Genomic DNA, 19,725 nt, shown 5'->3' with positions numbered 1-19,725 from the left:
TGTATCCACTCTGGAAAAGTGGAAGGCAATGTCATGCTTTTAAAAGAACTTGCGGCGGCCGCCAGCCCGCTGAACGAACAACAGGTGCACAAGCTCACTCAGGTGGCGGCCGAGCTCAACGCCACTCAGCTGGCCTGGGTCAGCGGTTATTTTTACGGCATCAGCCAGCACGGCCAGACCATTGCGGCTGCTCCCACTGCCGCTGTGGCGGCTCAGCCCGCAGGCAAGCTGACGATTCTCTACGCCTCGCAAACCGGCAACGCCAAAGGGGTGGCCGAGACCCTCAAGGCCCAGGCTGATGCCAGCGGCATTGCCGCCGAGCTGTATAATGTTGCCGACTACAAAATCAAGCAGCTCAAGAAAGAAACCCATGTGATCATTGTGGCCAGCACCAACGGTGAGGGCGAAGCGCCCGATGATGCCATTGAATTCCACAAGCAGCTGAAGTCCGGCAAGGCCGGCAAGCTGGATGGCCTGAGCTACGGCGTGATTGGCCTGGGTGATTCTTCTTATGAATTCTTCTGCCAGACCGGCAAGGACTTTGATGAATATCTCAGCAAGGCCGGTGCCAAGCCGCTGCTGGCCCGTCTTGACTGTGATGTGGACTATGAAGGCCCGGCCGCCGAGTGGAGCCAGTCCGCCTTTGAACTGCTCAAGGATGCCCTGGCCGGTGAGGCCGCCAATGAAGTGATCCCGGGCACTCCCGCCACTCAGGGGGTCGCCAGCCTGTACAGCAAGAAGAATCCTTTTGCCGCCGAGCTGTCCACCAATCAGAAAATTACCGGCCGGGATTCTGACCGGGATGTGCGCCACATTGAGATTTCCCTGGAAGACTCGGGTCTGACCTACCAGCCCGGTGATGCGCTGGGCGTGTGGTTCAGCAACGACGAGGCGCTGGTCGATGGCTTGCTGCAACTGGTGGAGCTGTCCGGCGATACCGAAGTCAAGGTGGAAGACAAGACTCTGTCCCTGCGCGAGGCGCTGATCAACCACTACGAGCTGACTCAGGGTTATGCCAGCTTTGTGCAGACCTATGCCGAGCTGTCCGGCTCTGCCGCTCTGAAGGCGCTGTTGGACGACAAGGCCGCATTGCGCGAGTACTGTGCCAACCATCAGATTAAGGACATTATCGCCGGGCAGCCGGTGGCGCTGACCGCCGAGCAACTGCAGAGTGCCCTGCGTAAACTGACGCCGCGGCTGTACTCCATTGCCTCCTCCCAGGCGGAAGTAGACGAGGAAGTGCACCTGACCGTGGGGGTGGTACGTTTTGACCATGACGGACAGCCCCGTGCCGGTGGTGCCTCTTCCTACCTGGCCGACCGGCTGGAAGAAGGCGGCAAGGTGCGGGTGTTCGTGGAGCACAACGACAACTTCCGCCTGCCCGCCGACGACAACACCCCGGTGATCATGGTGGGTCCGGGCACCGGCATAGCGCCGTTCCGCGCCTTTATGCAGGAGCGGGATGACAGAGGTGCCGAGGGCAAAAACTGGCTGTTCTTCGGCAACCCGCACTTCACTCAGGACTTCCTGTATCAGCTGGAGTGGCAGCGCTACGTCAAATCCGGCCTGCTGGACAAAATCTCCCTGGCCTTCAGCCGGGATCAGGCCGAGAAAGTCTATGTGCAGCACAAGCTGAAGCAAGAGGGGGCCGAGGTCTATGCCTGGCTGGAGCAGGGCGCGCATTTCTATGTGTGTGGCGATGCCAACAAAATGGCTAAAGACGTGCATGAAGCCCTGATCGAACTGGTGGCTGAGCACGGCGGCAAGACCCGCGAACAGGCCGAAGATTATGTGGATGCGCTGCGCAGCGCCAAGCGTTACCAAAGGGATGTTTATTAAGATGAGCGAGCAAAAACTGTCTGACAACGAACGCCTCAAGCGCGAGAGTAATTTTCTGCGTGGCACCATAACGCAGGATTTGCAGGATCCGCTCACCGGTGGCTTTAACGGCGATAACTTTATGCTGATCCGCTTTCACGGCATGTATCAGCAGGACGACCGCGACATTCGCAACGAGCGTACCGCACAAAAGCTGGAGCCGCTGCACAATGTGATGCTGCGCGCCCGTCTGCCCGGTGGCATTATTAAGCCCGAGCAGTGGCTGACCATTGACAAGTTTGCCGCTGATCACACCATGTATGGCAGCATTCGCCTGACCACCCGCCAGACCTTTCAGTTTCACGGCGTGCTCAAGCGTGACATCAAGCTGATGCACCAGACCCTGAACAAGACCGGCATCGACTCCATCGCCACCGCCGGTGACGTGAACCGTAACGTGCTGTGCACCAGCAACCCGGTAGAGTCTGAGCTGCATCAGCAAGCCTACGAGTGGGCCAAGAAGATTTCCGAGCATCTGCTGCCCAAGACCCGGGCCTATGCCGAGATCTGGCTGGACGGCGAGCGGCTGGAAACCACCGACGAAGAGCCGATTCTGGGCTCCACCTATCTGCCGCGCAAGTTCAAGACCACTGTGGTGATCCCGCCGCACAATGACATTGATGTGCACGCCAACGATCTGAACTTTGTGGCCATTGCCGATAACGGCAAGCTGGTGGGCTTTAACGTGCTGGTGGGCGGTGGCCTGGCCATGACTCACGGCGACACCAATACCTATCCGCGCAAGGCCAGCGACTTCGGTTATATTCCGCTGGAGCACACCCTGGAGGTGGCCGCTGCTGTGGTCACCACTCAGCGTGACTGGGGCAACCGCTCCGAGCGCAAGAACGCCAAGACCAAATACACCCTGGAGCGGGTAGGCGTGGATGCGTTCAAGGAAGAAGTAGAAAAGCGCGCCGGCATTAAATTCGAGCCGGTACGCCCTTACGAATTCACCAGCCGCGGCGACCGCTTTGGCTGGGTGGAAGGCATAGACGGCAAGCACCACCTGACCCTGTTCATCGAAAACGGCCGCATTCTGGACTATCCGGGCAAGCCGCTGAAAACCGGCATGGCCGAGATTGCCAAAGTGCATCAGGGCGACTTCCGCCTGACCGCCAACCAGAACCTGATCATTGCCGGTGTACCCACCGAGCAGAAGGCGGAAATTGAAGCGCTGGCCCGTCAATACGGCCTGCTGGACGACAGCGTGTCTGAACAGCGGCAGAACTCCATGGCCTGTGTGGCGCTGCCCACCTGTCCGCTGGCCATGGCGGAAGCGGAGCGCTTCCTGCCGGAGTTCGTCACCGAGATCGAAGGCGTGCTGGCCAAGCACGGCGTGAATGATGACAGCATCATCTTCCGTGTGACCGGCTGCCCCAACGGCTGTGGCCGCGCCATGCTGGCGGAAATCGGTCTGGTGGGCAAGGCACCCGGTCGCTACAACCTGCACCTGGGCGGCAACCGGGAAGGCACCCGCATTCCGCGCATGTATAAGGAAAACATCACCGATCGCCAGATCCTGGAAGAGATCGACGGTCTGGTTGCCCGCTGGGCCGCCGAGCGTGAAACCGGTGAAGGCTTTGGTGACTTTGTGATCCGTGCCGGCATCATTGCGCCTGTGGTTGACTCCGCGAGGGATTTTTATGCAGTCTAATGTGTTGCCCGCTCTTGATGAGCTGACCGGCCTGTCCCGACAGCAGCAGGTCGAGGCCCTGGCGCCGCTCAATAAAGAGCTGGCGGCACTGAGCGCATTCGAGCGGGTGCGCTGGGCCCTGGACCATCTGCCGGGAGAGCCAGTGCTCTCCTCCAGTTTCGGTATTCAGGCGGCGGTGATGCTGCATCTGGTGACGCAGGCCAGGGCTGATATTCCGGTGATCCTTACCGATACCGGCTACCTGTTTCCGGAAACCTACCGCTTTATTGACGAGCTGACCGAGCGCCTGGGGCTCAACCTCAAGGTGTACCGGGCCGCCGAGTCCGCCGCCTGGCAGGAAGCCCGCCACGGCAAGCTGTGGGAGCAGGGGGTGGAAGGCATCAGCCGCTACAACCACCTGAACAAGGTGGAGCCGATGCAACGTGCGCTGCGTGAGCTGAACGCCGGCGTCTGGTTCTCGGGCCTGCGCCGCAGTCAGTCCGATACCCGTGAAGGGCTTGAGGTGCTGGGTATTCAGAACGGCCTGTTCAAGTTCCTGCCGATTATCGACTGGAGCAACAAGGACGTGCACTACTACCTGAAAGACCACGAGCTGCCGTATCACCCGTTGTGGGAACAGGGTTATGTGTCGGTGGGCGATGTGCACACCACCGCCAAGTGGGAGCCGGGCATGAGCGAAGCGGACACCCGCTTCAACGGCCTCAAGCGCGAATGCGGCCTGCACGAAATACCCGAGTCCGACGGCAGCGGTATTTGACCCCCTGAACCTGCAGCATCCGATGCAGGTCGAACAAGGAGCCGACTTCACGACACGCTTCGGTAAATGCTACTCACTAAAAAGCCTGCTGCGAACATATTCAATGTTCGGTCAGGCTTTTTAGTTCGTCACGGCGAGTAAACTCGCCCCATGAGCGCTCGGCAAATGTATCTGACCGCCATGGATGGCGGAAATGCCGAAAATGCAGGAGCAACTTTTCGGACCTGGCATTTGATCGGTCGTGAAGCCGCTCTCCTTGCCCTCCCTTTTAAGCGCTTTTGTAGCCGCCACTTTAGTCGGCGGGGCCTGTGAAACAGGCCAAAACTCCGGCCTCGAAATGGAATTACTCGTTCCCACGATCTGCGTGGGAATGCATAACCGTGCAGACAGCACCTCATTGTCACGAAGCAGCAGCAGGGATTGCCGTAGCCGACCGTCAAATGCCAGGGAAGGCATTTGCCGAGCACTACATGGATGTACTTGCAGCGTGTCGGCATAGGCAACCCTGCTGTGGCTTCGCAGTACAGTCCTAATGCGTTAAAAGCATAAAAAATCATTTTTTATTATTATACTGATATATGCCTGCCGGTTTATAGTTAGCCTGTCTATCGTTATTGTCGGAGCCGGCCATGGAACACCTGCCTCTTTTTATCAGCATTGAACAACGTCCCTGCCTGGTGGTAGGCGGCGGTGCCGTGGCCGCCCGCAAGGCCCGGCTGTTGCTGTCTCGCGGAGCCAGGCTGACCGTGGTGGCCCCCGAACTCTGCCCCGAGCTGGAACAACTGCTGCCGGAGTTTGAGTGGCGGCAGGCCGAGTTTGACGAAACGCATCTGCAGGATCATTTTCTGGTGGTGGCCGCCACCAGCAGCAAGGAAGTGAACGCCCGCGTCTATCAGCTGGCCAATCAGCGCGGCATTCTGGTCAACAAGGCCGATGACAGCAAGCGCTCGGCGGTGATCTTTCCGTCCGTGGTGGAGCGCTTTCCGCTGCAGCTGGCGCTCAGCACCGGTGGCAAGGCACCCTGGCTGGCCCGCCTGCTGCGGGCTCGTATTGATGCATTACTGCCGTCACACTGGGGCGCACTGGCAGAGGTGGCCGGCCGGTTGCGGGAGCGGGTGAAAAACAGTTTTGGCAGCAGCGAAGAGCGTCGTCGTTTCTGGGCCCGGGCTCAGGATGACGGCACCCTCAATGCTTACCTGAAACACGGTAACCTGGCGGCGGCAGAGCGCTGGCTGCAGCAGAAAGCGCAGCTGCCGTCACAAGGCGAAGTGATCCTGGTGGGGGCCGGCCCGGGCGACCCGGAACTGTTGACGGTCAAGGCGCTGAACGAGCTGCAGAAGGCCGATGTGGTGCTGTACGATCAACTGGTGTCGGATGAGATCATGGCGCTGCTCCGTCCTGAAGCGGAATTGATCCCGGTAGGCAAAAAGGCGGGTAATCACAGCGTGCCCCAGGATCAAATCAATCAGCTGCTGGTGGATCATGCGCTTGAAGGCAAGCGGGTGGTGCGTCTCAAGGGCGGCGATCCCTTTATGTTCGGCCGCGGCGCGGAAGAGCTGGAGACCCTGGTGGAAGCGGGCATTCGCTATCAGGTGGTGCCCGGCATTACCGCTGCCGCCGGTGCTACCGCCTATGCCGGCATTCCGCTGACCCACAGGGATCATGCTCAGAGTGCGGTATTTATTACCGGTCACTGCAAGAAGGATGGTGAAGAGCCGGACTGGGCCAGTCTGGCCAACAGCCGCCAGACCCTGGTGATTTACATGGGATTGATGCGCTCGGCGCATATTCAGCAGCGATTGATGGAGCATGGCTTAAGCGGTGCCACGCCGGTGGCGTTGATTGAGCGGGGCACCACTCAGCAACAAAAGCTGGTGCGTGGCACTCTGAATGAGCTTGGCGAGCTGGCAACTCAAGTGGAAAGTCCGGCGCTGATGGTAATTGGCTCAGTTACCTCACTGGCCGGCAAGCTGGGCTGGTTTCAGTCTCAGGCCGAGGTTGAAACCCTGCTCGATCGCGCTGTTTAAGCGCCTTTGTCCTGCTCCAGCTGGCCCAGCGGGGCCAGCAACTCCAGCACATCCGTTATATAGTCTGCCGGTGTGACTTCTGTCATCAGCGCGGCCAGCTCGTTGCCAATGCCGGTAAAACGGTAATACAGCAGCCGTACGCCTTTGCGCCGTGGGCTGAGTTTGAGCCGTCTGTCTCCCAGTATCAGGGTGAGCGGGTTGGCAGTGGTCAGCTCGCCCGACTCCAGCTCGGTCTGGTGTAATAATCCCAGTTCAAACAGCTGCATCAGGCCGGCAAAGGGCAGGCGATATTTTCCCGGAGTCAGCTTTTGCTGGCGCAGCCCCTGCCAGAGTCCTTTTTGCCGGTAACCCAGAAACAGCCGTAAATTGTCATCGCCAAAATGGCAGCCAAGCGCACTGGCCTTTTGCAGCAGCAGGGCGTCTTTTTGGGTCATACGCCGCAGGCAGGTGAGCGCCTGTACTGAACAACGGCCGGGCTGAGCAATTTCACGGGTCAGTATGCTGGCCCAGAACTGCTGCATGGCGCTGTGACGAATATTTTCTGCAAGACTCATGAAATGACTCAGCCAGTCAGGATCCGGCTCGCCCCCTACGTCGCTGCCGCATTGTTCATGAGCCAGGCGCATAATGGTTTCCAGATTCTTCTGGCGGGCGGCGTCTTCCAGCTGCTGCCGGATTCGGTAACGATCCCCAAAACTGTTGGGTGAGTCTCCGTGCAGCAAACCTGCCAGGCCTCGCTGTTCGGCCAGCTCGCGCAGTAAATGTTTACTGTTTTTTATCTTTGTATCCTGACTGAGTGTCTTGGTGATCATGAACGTCAATTCAGCTTGTTAATTATGTTTTCACCATGTTAAAATTCAGCTGCAACTTTTGAAAGGATCACCGAATGAAAAAAGACAAGTCCAGGATGACTTGGTTGCTTCTGTTCATTGGCTATGTCTCAAGCCTCGGGATCCTGGCCATCATGATATAGGGCAACCGGTTAATCTGTATACAAAAAAGGCTCGTTAAGAGCCATTTTGCCAACATTCATCAAAAACCGGCTGACCGCCACACCAATAAAAAAAGAGCACCGCAGTGCTCTTTTTTTATATCAGCAAGGCAGAATGATCAGGCCTTATTGTAACGCTCGGCGGAAGCCAGAATTTCGGCTTCAGCGGCGGCCTTGTCTTCCCAGCCTTCTACCTTCACCCACTTGCCGGCTTCCAGCTCTTTATAGCGCTCAAAGAAGTGTTTGATCTGGGCCTTGAGCAGCTCGGGCACGTCATTGATGTCCTGAATGTGCTCATATTCCTTGCTCAGCTTGCTGTGGGGAACGGCGATTACCTTGGCGTCTTCACCGGACTCGTCGGTCATTTTCAGTACGCCAACCGGACGGCAGCGGATCACTGAGCCGGGCACGAGGGGGTGAGGAGTGGGTACCAGCACGTCTACCGGATCGCCGTCCAGAGACAGAGTCTGGTTCACGTAGCCGTAGTTGCAGGGGTAGAACATGGGAGTGGCCATGAAACGATCCACAAACAGGGCACCGGTGTCCTTGTCTACTTCATATTTGATGGGATCGGCATTCTGAGGGATTTCGATTACCACATAGATATCTTCGGGCAGGCTCTTACCGGCCGGTACCAGGTTCAGGCTCATGACGTTTCCTTGTATATAGTTAGTTACGTATTTGTGAATCGAGTGTACCACCGCGGCCGCTTTGCATCTGTTATACAAATGGGTAACGGCGATGACAGGCAGGCATTATAACCGGCCTGTCGCGTGAATCACCAGAGCAGTGCCCAAAGAGCCGCCACATTGCTAGAATGGCTGCACTTTTTAAACGCCGAAGGCAGTCTCATGCATATTCATATTCTCGGTATTTGCGGCACTTTTATGGGCGGGCTGGCGGTGCTGGCCCGTCAGCTTGGCTACCAGGTCACCGGCAGTGACGCCAATGTTTATCCGCCCATGAGTACTCAGCTGGAGCAACAGGGGATCACGCTGATCGAAGGCTATGATTCAAGCCAGCTCGATCCAGTGCCGGATCTGGTGGTGATCGGCAACGCCATGAGCCGGGGCAATCCTTGTGTGGAAGCCGTGCTCAACCGGCGCATTCCCTATACCTCCGGTCCGCAGTGGCTGCTTGAGCATGTGCTGCAGGACCGCTGGGTACTGGCGGTGGCCGGCACTCACGGCAAAACCACCACTTCCGGCATGCTGGCGCATATTCTGGAAGACTGCGGCCTTGCGCCCGGCTTTTTGATCGGCGGCGTGCCCGGCAACTTTGAGGTTTCTGCCCGTCTTGGCAATGCACCTTTCTTTGTGATCGAGGCGGACGAGTACGATAGCGCCTTTTTCGACAAGCGATCCAAGTTTGTACACTACCGCCCCAGCACTCTGATCCTGAACAACCTTGAATTTGATCATGCGGACATCTTTCCCGATCTGGCGGCAATCCAGCGGCAGTTTCATCATCTGCTGCGCATGGTGCCCGGCCATGGTCGTATTCTGATGCCAACACATACACCGGCGCTGGACGCGGTGAAAAACATGGGCTGCTGGAGTGAGCTGGAATATGTGGGCGAGGGGGGCCGCTGGCGCGCCGAGCTGCTGGCGGGCGACGGCAGTCACTTTGCGGTCTGGCTCGATGATGAGCGGACAGGAGAGGTGAACTGGTCCTGCATGGGTCTGCATAATGTGAACAACGGCCTGATGGCGCTGGCCGCCGCCCGTCATGCCGGTGTGCCCGTGGCCGAAGCCATTGTCGCCCTGTGCGGCTTTGTGTCGCCCAAACGGCGCATGGAGCAAAAAGGCGAGGTGAACCGCATTCGAGTATGGGACGACTTTGCTCATCATCCCACCGCCATTGCCACCACCCTGGCCGGCCTGTGCGCCCGCAGCAAGGGCGGCCGGGTACTGGCGGTGCTGGAGCCCCGCTCCAACACCATGAAAATGGGCGTGCACCAGCAAGCGCTGGCAGACTCGCTGCAACAGGCCGATGTCACCTATCTGTTTCAGCCTTCCGGGCTTGAGTGGAATTTGCAGGCGGTGGCCGATGCCTGCCCTCAGGGCCGGGTGTTTGACGAGTTAAATGCATTGATAGCCGATCTGGTGCGCGAGGCCGAGGCTGGCGACGACATTCTGATCATGAGCAACGGTGGTTTTGGCGGTATTCATGACAAGTTGCTGGCGGCATTGGAGGCAAAGCATGGCTGAATATTCCCGACAGCAGCAAATCACTCTGGCCCTGAGCGGCGCGTCCGGTGCACCTTATGCGCTGTCTTTGCTGAAATGTCTGGTAGCGGCCGGTATGCAGGTGCATCTGCTGGTATCCAGCGCCGCCCGTGTGGTGTTAGCTACCGAGCAGGGTGAGCAGTGGCCGGGCAAACCGGAGCTGCTGGCCGATTATCTGTGCGAGCGCTATCAGGCCGGGCCCGGTCAGATTCGAGTGTATGGCAAGGAAGAATGGTTCTCGCCGGTGGCCTCCGGCTCAGGCGCTCCCCGGCGCATGGTGATCTGCCCCTGCTCCATGGGCACGGTGGCTTCCATTGCCAGCGGTGCGTCCGACAACCTGATCGAGCGCGCCGCCGATGTGGTGATCAAGGAAAAAGGCCAGTTGATTCTGGTGCCCCGCGAGTCGCCGTTATCCGAGATCCATCTGGAAAACCTGCTCAAACTGGCACGCATGGGCGTGACCATCATGCCGGCAGCACCGGGCTTTTATCATCAGCCCAAATCGATCGACGATCTGGTGGACTTTATGGTGGCACGGATCCTGGATCATCTGGGGCTGGATCAGGATCTGGTCAGCCGCTGGGGTTACGGATCAGAGCGAAGCTAGAACCCGGAAGCTGGAAGTAAAAACCAGTTGTCTGTAGGTACAGTGCAGTTCGTCGGCCAAAGCGCACTGCTTCTCCGGCACGCCGTGAACCCATCCATGGGGGCTCCACTGCGCCATCCATGGCGCAGAGGGCGCGACGAAGCAGACACCCTTTGTCCTCCTCAGAATGTGCTGGGGTGACTGTATGCAGGCGATGCCGAGGTTACTCGAAGTAGCAGTGGGGATTGCCGAAGCCGACCATAAAATGCCATGGATGGCATTTTCGAGCGTTACAGGGAAGTACTTGAAGCGTGTCGGCGGAGTGCAACCGCACTGATGCTTCGCGCTGCGTATCCGCGTTTGTGCACAGGTTTGGGAATTCCGCTAAAATACCGCTTTAATCACAGCCGGGTGTGATTCACCCGAATGGAGCAGTAACAATGAAACACCGAGTGGATGTGCTGATCGGCACCGATGAGGTCAATGCCAGAACTCAGGCGCTGGGCGAACAGATAAACAACCACTATCAGGGCGTTGATGAGGTCGTGATGGTGGGCCTGTTGCGGGGCTCCTGCATCTTTATGGCCGATCTGTGCCGCCATCTTACCGTGCCGGTGCGGCTCGACTTCATGACCGCCTCCAGCTACGGCAACAGCATGGACAGCAACCGGGATGTGCGCATTCTTAAAGATCTGGATGACGAGATTCACGGCAAGCATGTGCTGATAGTGGAAGACATCATCGACACCGGTTACACCCTGAGCAAGGTGAAGGAAATACTGACTCTGCGCAGCCCGGCCTCGCTCACCATTTGCACGCTGCTCGACAAACCCGAGCGTCGTGAAGCCCAGGTGCCGGTAGACTGGGTGGGCTTTACCATTCCCGATGAATTCGTGGTAGGTTATGGCATCGACTACGCACAACGTTACCGCAACCTGCCTTACATCGGCAAAGTGGTACCGCTGGAGTAGCGCGCTCTCTGTATTCCGACACTTAATTCCTTCATATGCCTGGTCCTTGCCCAGGCATATGTTTTTCGTTTGGAGAAAATATGACCAAAGCACTGGAAATTCAGGGCTTGCGCAAAACCTATGAGGGTGGTGTGGAAGCGCTCAAGGGAATAGATCTGAATGTGGAAGCGGGTGATTTTTACGCCCTGCTGGGCCCCAACGGAGCGGGAAAGTCCACGACTATCGGCATTGTTTCCTCGCTGGTGAACAAAACCGGCGGCACCGTAAAGGTATTTGGTCACGATATAGATACTGAGCTGGAGCAGGCCAAGTCCTGTATTGGTCTGGTGCCCCAGGAATTCAACTTTAATCAGTTTGAAAAAGTGCGCCAGATAGTGGTGAATCAGGCCGGGCTCTATGGTGTGGAGCGCAAGGAAGCTCTGGCCCGGGCCGAACGTTACCTGAAACAGCTGGATCTGTGGGACAAGCGGGATCTGCCGGCGCGTACTTTGTCCGGTGGCATGAAGCGCCGGCTGATGATAGCCCGTGCCCTGATGCATCAGCCCAAACTGCTGATCCTCGATGAGCCTACCGCCGGAGTGGATATCGAAATTCGCCGGGCCATGTGGGATTTTCTGAAAGAAATTAATGCTGAAGGTATCACCATTATTCTTACCACCCACTATCTGGAAGAGGCGGAGATATTGTGCCGCCATATCGGCATTATCGACAAGGGCCGGCTGGTGGAAAACACCACCATGAAGGGGTTGCTGGGCAAGCTCAATGTGGAAACCTTTATTCTCGATCTGGCTGCCGACTGTCGCGAGCCCTTTTTATCGGGTTTTAACTGGCAGATGACAGACGATCACACCCTGGAAGTGGAAGTAGCAAAAGAGCAGGGGCTGAATGGAGTGTTTGCTCAGCTGAATGAGCAGGGTATTCGTGTGCTGAGCATGCGCAACAAGGCCAACCGGCTGGAAGAATTGTTTGTAACACTGGTGGAGCAGGGGAGAAAAGCGTGAATACCAGACAATATTACATCGCCTTCAAAAGCATACTGCACCGGGAGATAGTGCGTTTTACCCGCATTTGGGTGCAGACCCTGGTGCCGCCAGCCATTACCATGACCCTCTATTTCGTGATTTTTGGCAACCTCATCGGCAGCCGTATCGGCGAGATGGGCGGCTATTCCTATATGGCCTTTATTGTGCCGGGTCTTATCATGATGTCGGTGATCACCAACTCCTACTCTAACGTCGCCTCGTCGTTTTTCAGCAGCAAGTTTCAGCGCAATATAGAAGAGCTGCTGGTGGCCCCGGTGCCCACCTATGTGATCATCGCCGGTTACGTTGGTGGCGGCGTGGTGCGGGGCCTGCTGGTGGGTCTGATTGTGAGTCTGGTATCGCTGTTTTTTGTGGATTTGCAGATAAGCCACCTGTTCAGCGTTATCTTTACTGTTTTTCTGACGGCTGTGCTGTTTTCTCTGGCCGGGCTGCTGAACGCCATTTTTGCCCGCTCCTTTGATGATATCAGCATTATTCCCACTTTTATTCTGACGCCGCTGACCTATCTGGGCGGGGTGTTCTACTCCATCGAGCTGCTGCCGGAGTTCTGGCAGGGCGTGTCTCATGCCAATCCTGTGCTCTATATGGTGAACGCCTTTCGTTATGGTTTTCTCGGCATCAGTGATGTGCCCCTGACCGTGGCCTACGGCATTATTATTGCCTTTATCGCTGCCTTCTACGGCGCGGCCTGGTACCTGATTCACACCGGCCGCGGCCTGCGGCACTGATCAGCAGGTGTCTGTAACGCCTGCGTAAACGGGCAAAGGGCACTGCTTCGCCGACACGCCGTGAACCCCTCCCTGGGGGCTCCGCTGCGCCCTCCCTGGCGCAGAGGGTGCGGCGAAGCAGACACCCTTTGTCCTTCTTGGACACTCGGAGCTGATTGGCAGCATGCAGGCAACGCCGATGTTGCCCGAAGCAGCAGTGGGGATTGCCGTAGCCGACCATAAAATGCCATGGATGGCATTTTCGAGCGTTCATGGGGCGAGCTTTGCTCGCCATGACGAATTAAAAAAGCCTGACCGAATATTAATTATGTTCGCAGCAGTCTTTTTTAGTGAGTGGCAATCAGTGAAGCGTGTCGGCGGAGCGCAACCGCATTGATGCTTCGTTGCACGACTTTTCCGGCTCGTTTAAGCAAAAAGGCAGCCAGTTGGCTGCATTTTGTTATTTACTGCGATGAAAGCCGATAATCAGGCCAGTTGCAGCGGAATGTTTTTGCTGGTGCGCACTATGTTGTTATCGGCATCCAGATAGACCAGGTTCGGGTCGTAAGATTCGATTTGCTGCTCGCTCATGGGCGCGTAGGCGCAGATAATGATACGGTCACCCACGGCGGCCTTGCGGGCAGCGGCACCGTTCAGGGAGATCATTTTCGAGCCACGCTCACCGGCAATGGCGTAGGTATGAAAACGCTCGCCGTTCTCGATGTTATAAATATCAATCTGCTCATATTCGCGAATATTCACTGCATCCAGCAGATCCTGATCAATGGCGCAGGAGCCTTCATAATTCAGCTCGGCGTGGGTAACCCGGGCCTGATGCAGCTTGCCTCTGAGCATAATGCGTTGCATGTCCATGTTTGCTTGTCTCCGTATCGTTAGCCGAGTGTGACGACCCGGTTGTCTATCAGTCTGGCCTTGCCCAGAAAGGCGGCCATTAAAATGACCACTGCCCGGCTGTGTTCATTCAGCGGGAGCAGGGTATCGGCATCTACCATATCGATGCCATCGGTGCGAAAACCGGCGTCATTCAGCCGGGCGCTGCCATCGGCAGCCAGCTGTTCAAGGTTACGTTCGCCGGCGGTCAGCCGTTCTGCCAGCCAGTTCATGGTGGCGGCAAGCATGGGTGCCAGTGCCCGTTCGGCCTCGGTCAGGTAACCGTTGCGTGAACTCAGCGCCAGGCCGTCGTCGGCGCGTACCGTGGGCACGCCAATAATGTCTACCGGCAGGTTCAGATCTGCAGTCATTTTACGGATCAGTGCCAGTTGCTGATAATCCTTTTCGCCAAAACAGGCCACATCGGGCTGCACCAGATTGAACAGCTTGCACACAACCGTGCTGACGCCGTCGAAATGGCCCGGGCGCAGCGCCCCTTCCAGTACTTCGGAAACACCTGGCACAACGACTTTGGTCTGTTGTTGCTGACCATGGGGGTACATCAGCTCGGGGGTGGGAGTAAACACCAGCTCGGCCAGCTCACCCAGGCGTTCGCAGTCTTGCTCCAGCGTGCGCGGATAGGCATCCAGATCGGCGGCACGGTCAAACTGCAGGGGATTGACGAAAATACTGACCACGACTCTGTCGGCCTGTTCACGGGCCCGGCGTACCAGCTCCAGGTGACCATTGTGCAGGTTGCCCATGGTGGGCACAAAGCCGATGCGCAGGCCGGCGCGACGCCACTCACTGATGGTGGCTCTCAGCTGTTCTATATTACTGACCACTTGCATGGAACTTCTCTCAGTTAAAGCTGTGCTCAGGGCCGGGAAAGCGGCCTGCGGCCACCTCGGCCACATAGGTCTCGATAGCGGCCTTTACATTGCCGCTGTCAGCCAGGAAATTTTTGGTAAATTTGGGCACATAGCCGGTAGTCAGCCCCAGGGCGTCCTGCATCACCAGCACCTGGCCGTCGGTATCGGCACCGGCACCAATGCCAATCACCGGAATCGACAGCATGCGGCTGATCTCGGCCGCAAGCGGGCTGGGTACGCATTCCAGTACCAGCAGCTGAATGCCGGCGGCTTCCAGCGCTTTGGCATGATGCTTGATCTGCGCTGCCTGCTCGGCTTCACGGCCCTGCAGCTTGAAGCCGCCGAACACATGCACCGACTGGGGTGTCAGCCCCAGATGACCACATACCGGCACGCCCTGACGGGTGAGCTGCTGCACCGTCTCGGACAGCCAGTCACCTCCTTCCAGCTTTACCATATGAGCACCGGCGCGCATTAACGTTGCCGCATTGGTACAGGCTTGCTCCGGGTTGCTATAGCTCATAAACGGCATGTCGGCGACGATGAACGCCTTTTCGCAGCCATTAGCCACACAACGGGTATGGTAAGCCATGTCATCCATGGTTACGCCAAGGGTGCTGCTTTCACCCTGCAGCACCATGCCCAGCGAGTCGCCAATTAAAATGGCGTGCACACCCGCTTGCTCAAACAGAGTGGCAAAGGTGGCGTCATAGGCAGTGATCATGGCGATTTTGTCGCCGGCCTGCTTCATGGCCCGCAGTCTGGCGGTAGTGATTTTACTCATTTTGGTTTCCTGTTACTGCTCGGACAGAGGCGTCATGCCGTTGAGCGGGCATTGTTGCAGCAGGGAGGAGAGAGTCGTGCCGCAGGGCAGGGTAAGCTCAGGGGCGAGATCTGCCAGCGGATAAAGTACAAATTCCCTTTGCTTCATGCCGTAGTGAGGAACGGTAAGACGTTGATCATTAATTTGCTGCTCTCCATAGAGCAGTATATCGAGATCCAGTGCTCTGGGTCCCCAGCGTTCATCCTTGCGAACGCGTCCTTCCCGCTGCTCGATGGCCTGCAGCGCATCAAGCAGGTCGTGGGGGGAAAGGCTGGTATCAAATACCGATACGCCATTGATAAAGTCGGGCTGATCGGCCGGACCCATGGGCTTGCTGCAATACAGCCGGGAGTGACGCAGGCTGCCGGCGTCAGCCAGGGACGACAGGGCCTGCTGGGCCGCGCGAATACGGGCCAGTGGCTCATTCAGATTAGCCCCCAGGGCGACATAAACCCGTGTCACGACTCTTTTTTCCGGCGCGGGCGGCGACGCTTGCGTTTACGGCTGCTGCCTTCGTTATCGTTGCTGTTGCGCGCAGGGCGGCTCTGTTGCTGACGATCGGCCGGGTGGTGCCCCACCGGGTGGCGTTCCATGGGGTTGGCCTGCTGAAAGTCGGTCCACCAGTCGGCCAGTTCACGCAAACGCGGGTCCAGCTCGGCCCGCAGCAGCAAAAAGTCGTAGCCGGCGCGAAACTTGGGATGTTCCAGCAAGCGGAACGGGCGCTTGCCGGCGCGTTTGGTGAGCCTGTCCTGCAGCTGCCAGATATCGCGCACGACGGTACTGAAGCGACGCGGAATGGCCACGCTTTTGACCTGGCGGCTAATGACTTCGTCGGCAGCCAGCATAAAGGCATCGTGATAGCCAAGGCCACCTTCGTTAACAAATTCCTGGGTGCGGGTTTCTACCGGGCCCCACAGCAGCGCAGCGTACAGGAAAGCAGGAGTGACCCGCTGTTCCTGAGCAACGCGTTCATCGGTGTTGGCCAGGGCCAGCTCAATAAAGCGACCATAGCGGTTGTTACCGCGGCCCATCACCTCAAAGGCTTCCGGAAACAGTGGCGCAAACAGGCCGTAGTGCTGCAGCTGACGATAGGTTTCGACACCCTGACCGGCCAGCAGCAGCTTGAGGGTTTCTTCAAACAGGCGGGCAGGCGGAATATCGGTCAGCAGTGGTGCCAGCTCTCTGATGGGCGCTTCGGTGCGCGGACTGATGGACAGCCCCAGCTTGGCGGAAAAACGCACGGCACGCAGCATGCGCACCGGGTCTTCCCGGTAACGGGTCTCCGGGTCGCCAATCAGATCAAGGCGGCGGGCTTCAAGATCTGCCAGGCCGCCGGCAAAGCCCAGCACGGTAAAGTCAGCAATATTGTAGTAGAGGGCGTTAACGGTAAAGTCGCGGCGTTCGGCATCTTCTTCGATGGTGCCGTACACGTTATCCCGCAGCAGCATGCCTTCCTTGGAGCGGGAAGACACATGCTTGCTGGTGTTCACGCTGTGGTGATGGCCGCGAAAGGTCGCCACTTCAATCACGTCCCGGCCAAACAGCACATGGGCCAGACGAAAGCGACGGCCCACCAGCCGGCAATTGCTGAACAGCCCCTTTACCTGCTCCGGTGTGGCATTGGTGGCCACGTCAAAGTCTTTGGGCTGGCGGCCCAGCAGCAGGTCGCGCACGCCACCGCCTACCAGGTAGGCTTCATAGCCACCCTTGTTCAGGCGATAGAGCACCTTGAGGGCGTTATCACTGATTTGTTGGCGCGAAATACCATGCTGGTCGCGCGTCAGTACCACGGGTTGCAAGGGCAACGCCTCCTGTTGTCGGGTCAGCAGCTTTTTACAAAAGCCGGCAATCTGGGAAAAAATAGGACACCTCGCGAGGGTCGGGGTTGAAAAATCGGCGCACTATGATAGCGCAGGGCGCTGAAAATGCGAACTGTCGGCGCAATTCAGCTCAATATCTGGCCTCGAAGGCACTTTATTCAGCTGCCAGTTCGAAATGGCCCAGGCCAGCAATTCATCTGCACCGGCACCAAACAAGTCTGCCGGTGGCTGCTGCCCGAGAAACGTCAGGGCCTGCCACAAGGCCTCACCTGGTGCTTTTATATTCAGGGGAGGCGCATGGTTTTGCTTGGACAGCTTATTGCCCTGAAATACCGCCAGGGGCAAATGCAGCCAGTCGGGTACGGGAGCATTCAGCAAACGGTAGAGTGCAATCTGGCGCGCTGTGGGCTCCAGCAGATCGGCACCGCGCACCACTTGTGTGATGCCCGCATCCATGTCGTCAATGACTACCGCCAGGTTATAGGCATAAAAGCCGTCGCGCCGGCGCACAATAAAATCTTCTTCTGCGAGGCGCTCGTCCACGCGCACCTCACCTTGCAGCTGATCGTGAAAACCATAGACGGGGCTGAACATTTTCAACCGCACGGCGGCACCTTTTGCTGCCAGTCCCAGTTTCCGGCAGTGGCCGGTGTAGAGCCCCCCGGCGGCGGCAATCTGTTTGCGGGTACAGTGACAGTAATAGGTAAGCCCGCGGCTGGCCCAGTCATCCAGTATCTGCTGATAACGCTCATGCCGCTGGCTCTGATATACCAAGGCACCGTCCCAGTGCAGGCCAAAGGCCTCAAGGGTGCGTAAAATATCATCGGCTGCCCCCGCAACTTCCCGGGGCGGGTCCAGATCTTCAATGCGCACCTGCCATTGCCCTGCCAGACTGCGGGCCTGCAGGTAGCTGCCAAGAGCGGCAATCAGAGAACCAAAATGAAGGGGACCGCTGGGAGAGGGGGCAAAGCGCCCTGTATAGCGGTCGGGCGCTGTGTTATTCATGGATATACTGACCGGTCAGTAACCGGCCATCTGCTTTTCCTTGATCTCGGCCAGGGTTTTGCAGTCGATACACAGATCGGCAGTGGGACGGGCCTCAAGACGACGAATGCCAATTTCCACGCCGCAGTGCTCGCAAAAGCCGAAATCGTCTTCTTCGATTTTCTGCAGGGTTTTTTCGATCTTTTTGATCAGTTTACGTTCCCGGTCGCGGGCACGCAGCTCAAGGGCGAATTCTTCTTCCTGGGCGGCTCTGTCTACCGGATCCGGGAAGTTGGCGGCTTCGTCCTTCATATGGCCCACGGTGCGATCCACCTCTTCGCGCAATTGATTGCGCCAGGCACCCAGAATTTTGCGGAAGTGCGTCTTCTGCGCTTCGTTCATGTATTCTTCGTCGGGCTTGGCCTGGTAGGGTTCAACACCGGCAATAGCCAGAATACCGAGAGATTTTTTGGTTTCGACTGCTGGCATTCTGTATCTCCTAAAAAGCAAATATTGCGCCAACCAAATTTGAGAAGCGGCTATCTATAGCAGAAAGCATAATGGCAAAGCAATTTTACCGTGCTGTTTCTGCGAAAGTGGTCTTCGTACGGCACAATCTGGCTATATAAACACCACCACCATGTCACCAAAGAGTCCATGCTTTCTTATGGTGACCCCACCAGATGGGGGCGAAGTGAGCGCTTTTCAAGTCTGGAGCCTGAAACCTTGTTACGGTTACCATTCCGTATCATTTCAACAACTATAGGTTTTATTTTGGATTTTTCCTCATCATTGGGCTGCGGGCGGCTGATTCGGCGCTATAAACGTTTTTTGGCCGATGTGCAGGCGGAGGGGCGGGAGCTGACGCTGCATTGCCCCAATACCGGCCGGATGACGGGGTGTGCCGAGCCGGGCTGGACCGTATTTTACTCCACTTCCGATAATCCCAGGCGAAAATATGCCCATACCTGGGAGCTGAGCCGCAATGATGCCGGTGATTTTATTTGCGTGAATACCAGCCGGGCCAATCAGCTGGTGGCCGAGGCGCTGAGTGAACAGCGAATTCCGGCACTGGCCGGTTATGAACGAGTGCGGGCCGAAGTGCGCTATGGCAGTGAAAACAGCCGCATTGATTTTTTACTGAGCGGCGAAGGCCGGCCCGACTGTTATGTGGAGGTGAAAAGCGTGACCCTGCATGAAGGTGGCGGGGCCGGTTTTTTTCCGGATACGCAAAGCCTGCGGGCACAAAAACATGTGCGCGAGCTGATGGAATGCGCCAAGGCCGGTCACAGAGCGGTGATGCTGTTTTGCGTGCTGCACACCGGCATTGAGCGGGTCAGCCCCGCAGAGCATCTGGATCCCAAATACGCCGCTCTGGTGCGCGAAGCCGTTGCCGCCGGCGTGGAATGCCAGGCCTGGAAGGCAACGATTTCACCAGAAGGCATGACCCTGACCAAGCCAGTACCGGTGGAGGTTTAAACACCGAAGTGTCG

General features: G+C 57.6%; 19 protein-coding genes. 10 read left to right on the top strand and 9 right to left on the bottom strand.

Going from position 1 to position 19,725, the window contains the following annotated elements; translation table 11 throughout:
* The first annotated feature begins 33 nt into the window (after nt 1-33).
* From R0I78_RS05140 to cysG, 4 genes are all read left to right on the top strand, one after another.
* Nucleotides 34-1,839, top strand: a complete 1,806-nt coding sequence (locus tag R0I78_RS05140) for an assimilatory sulfite reductase (NADPH) flavoprotein subunit (RefSeq protein WP_317074562.1) — start codon at nt 34-36, stop codon at nt 1,837-1,839.
* Nucleotides 1,829-3,532 carry an assimilatory sulfite reductase (NADPH) hemoprotein subunit gene (gene cysI, locus R0I78_RS05135; RefSeq protein ID WP_317074561.1) on the top strand — a complete coding sequence of 568 codons (1,704 nt, stop codon included), beginning with the start codon at nt 1,829-1,831 and terminating at the stop codon, nt 3,530-3,532. Before R0I78_RS05140 ends, cysI begins: the two co-directional genes overlap by 11 nt.
* On the top strand, nt 3,522-4,289 hold the full coding sequence (locus R0I78_RS05130) for a phosphoadenylyl-sulfate reductase (RefSeq protein ID WP_317074560.1): 768 nt from the start codon (nt 3,522-3,524) through the stop codon (nt 4,287-4,289). The genes cysI and R0I78_RS05130 overlap by 11 nt, the downstream gene beginning before the upstream one ends.
* 629 nt (nt 4,290-4,918) lie before the next feature.
* On the top strand, nt 4,919-6,316 hold the full coding sequence (gene cysG / locus R0I78_RS05125; protein ID WP_317074559.1) for a siroheme synthase CysG: 1,398 nt from the start codon (nt 4,919-4,921) through the stop codon (nt 6,314-6,316).
* Here cysG and R0I78_RS05120 read toward each other — a convergent pair.
* Both R0I78_RS05120 and ppa read right to left on the bottom strand, forming a co-directional pair.
* Nucleotides 6,313-7,128: a TIGR03899 family protein gene (locus R0I78_RS05120; RefSeq protein ID WP_019934461.1), complete on the bottom strand. Its 816-nt coding sequence runs from the start codon at nt 7,126-7,128 to the stop codon at nt 6,313-6,315. The two genes, cysG and R0I78_RS05120, sit on opposite strands and share 4 nt — an antisense overlap.
* Before the next feature lie 298 nt (nt 7,129-7,426).
* Nucleotides 7,427-7,957, bottom strand: a complete 531-nt coding sequence (ppa, locus tag R0I78_RS05115) for an inorganic diphosphatase (protein ID WP_019934460.1) — start codon at nt 7,955-7,957, stop codon at nt 7,427-7,429.
* A gap of 201 nt (nt 7,958-8,158) precedes the next feature.
* Between ppa and mpl the strand changes: the two genes are divergently transcribed.
* The 5 genes from mpl to R0I78_RS05090 all read left to right on the top strand — a co-directional run bounded on the left by mpl (nt 8,159) and on the right by R0I78_RS05090 (nt 12,863).
* Nucleotides 8,159-9,517, top strand: a complete 1,359-nt coding sequence (gene mpl / locus R0I78_RS05110) for a UDP-N-acetylmuramate:L-alanyl-gamma-D-glutamyl-meso-diaminopimelate ligase (RefSeq protein ID WP_317074558.1) — start codon at nt 8,159-8,161, stop codon at nt 9,515-9,517.
* Nucleotides 9,510-10,142: a flavin prenyltransferase UbiX gene (locus tag R0I78_RS05105; protein WP_317074557.1), complete on the top strand. Its 633-nt coding sequence runs from the start codon at nt 9,510-9,512 to the stop codon at nt 10,140-10,142. The genes mpl and R0I78_RS05105 overlap by 8 nt, the downstream gene beginning before the upstream one ends.
* A 419-nt stretch (nt 10,143-10,561) precedes the next feature.
* The gene (hpt, locus tag R0I78_RS05100) at nt 10,562-11,092 is read left to right on the top strand and encodes a hypoxanthine phosphoribosyltransferase (RefSeq protein ID WP_317074556.1); all 531 of its coding nucleotides are present in this window, start codon (nt 10,562-10,564) and stop codon (nt 11,090-11,092) included.
* 80 nt (nt 11,093-11,172) lie between these two features.
* Entirely contained in the window at nt 11,173-12,093 is a 921-nt protein-coding gene (locus tag R0I78_RS05095; protein ID WP_317074555.1) for an ABC transporter ATP-binding protein, read from the top strand.
* On the top strand, nt 12,090-12,863 hold the full coding sequence (locus R0I78_RS05090) for an ABC transporter permease (RefSeq protein ID WP_317074554.1): 774 nt from the start codon (nt 12,090-12,092) through the stop codon (nt 12,861-12,863). Before R0I78_RS05095 ends, R0I78_RS05090 begins: the two co-directional genes overlap by 4 nt.
* Nucleotides 12,864-13,328: 465 nt before the next feature.
* Here R0I78_RS05090 and panD read toward each other — a convergent pair whose 3' ends face one another.
* From panD to dksA, 7 genes are read right to left on the bottom strand one after another with little or no spacing between them, the layout of a single operon-like run.
* The gene (gene panD, locus R0I78_RS05085; RefSeq protein WP_317074564.1) at nt 13,329-13,709 is read right to left on the bottom strand and encodes an aspartate 1-decarboxylase; all 381 of its coding nucleotides are present in this window, start codon (nt 13,707-13,709) and stop codon (nt 13,329-13,331) included.
* 26 nt (nt 13,710-13,735) lie between these two features.
* Complete coding sequence (panC, locus tag R0I78_RS05080; protein WP_019934453.1) at nt 13,736-14,584, bottom strand: pantoate--beta-alanine ligase; 849 nt, start codon at nt 14,582-14,584, stop codon at nt 13,736-13,738.
* Nucleotides 14,585-14,594: 10 nt separating this feature from the next.
* On the bottom strand, nt 14,595-15,389 hold the full coding sequence (gene panB, locus R0I78_RS05075; RefSeq protein ID WP_019934452.1) for a 3-methyl-2-oxobutanoate hydroxymethyltransferase: 795 nt from the start codon (nt 15,387-15,389) through the stop codon (nt 14,595-14,597).
* Between the two features lie 12 nt (nt 15,390-15,401).
* Entirely contained in the window at nt 15,402-15,890 is a 489-nt protein-coding gene (gene folK / locus R0I78_RS05070) for a 2-amino-4-hydroxy-6-hydroxymethyldihydropteridine diphosphokinase (RefSeq protein ID WP_019934451.1), read from the bottom strand.
* The gene (pcnB, locus tag R0I78_RS05065; protein WP_395535428.1) at nt 15,887-17,278 is read right to left on the bottom strand and encodes a polynucleotide adenylyltransferase PcnB; all 1,392 of its coding nucleotides are present in this window, start codon (nt 17,276-17,278) and stop codon (nt 15,887-15,889) included. Before pcnB ends, folK begins: the two co-directional genes overlap by 4 nt.
* Before the next feature lie 51 nt (nt 17,279-17,329).
* Nucleotides 17,330-18,253 (bottom strand): tRNA glutamyl-Q(34) synthetase GluQRS, encoded by a 924-nt coding sequence (gene gluQRS / locus R0I78_RS05060; protein ID WP_019934449.1) that lies wholly within the window; start codon nt 18,251-18,253, stop codon nt 17,330-17,332.
* Nucleotides 18,254-18,268: 15 nt separating this feature from the next.
* Nucleotides 18,269-18,721: an RNA polymerase-binding protein DksA gene (dksA, locus tag R0I78_RS05055; protein WP_019934448.1), complete on the bottom strand. Its 453-nt coding sequence runs from the start codon at nt 18,719-18,721 to the stop codon at nt 18,269-18,271.
* A 285-nt stretch (nt 18,722-19,006) separates the two neighbouring features.
* Between dksA and sfsA the strand changes: the two genes are divergently transcribed.
* Nucleotides 19,007-19,711 carry a DNA/RNA nuclease SfsA gene (gene sfsA / locus R0I78_RS05050; RefSeq protein ID WP_317074553.1) on the top strand — a complete coding sequence of 235 codons (705 nt, stop codon included), beginning with the start codon at nt 19,007-19,009 and terminating at the stop codon, nt 19,709-19,711.
* Nucleotides 19,712-19,725 lie beyond the last annotated feature (14 nt).

This window comes from Oceanimonas sp. CAM02 (genome assembly GCF_032842915.1).
Taxonomy (GTDB): Bacteria; Pseudomonadota; Gammaproteobacteria; order Enterobacterales; family Aeromonadaceae; genus Oceanimonas; species Oceanimonas smirnovii.
The sequence above is the reverse complement of the archived record's forward strand: the minus strand, read 5'-3'. Positions and strand labels throughout refer to the sequence as shown.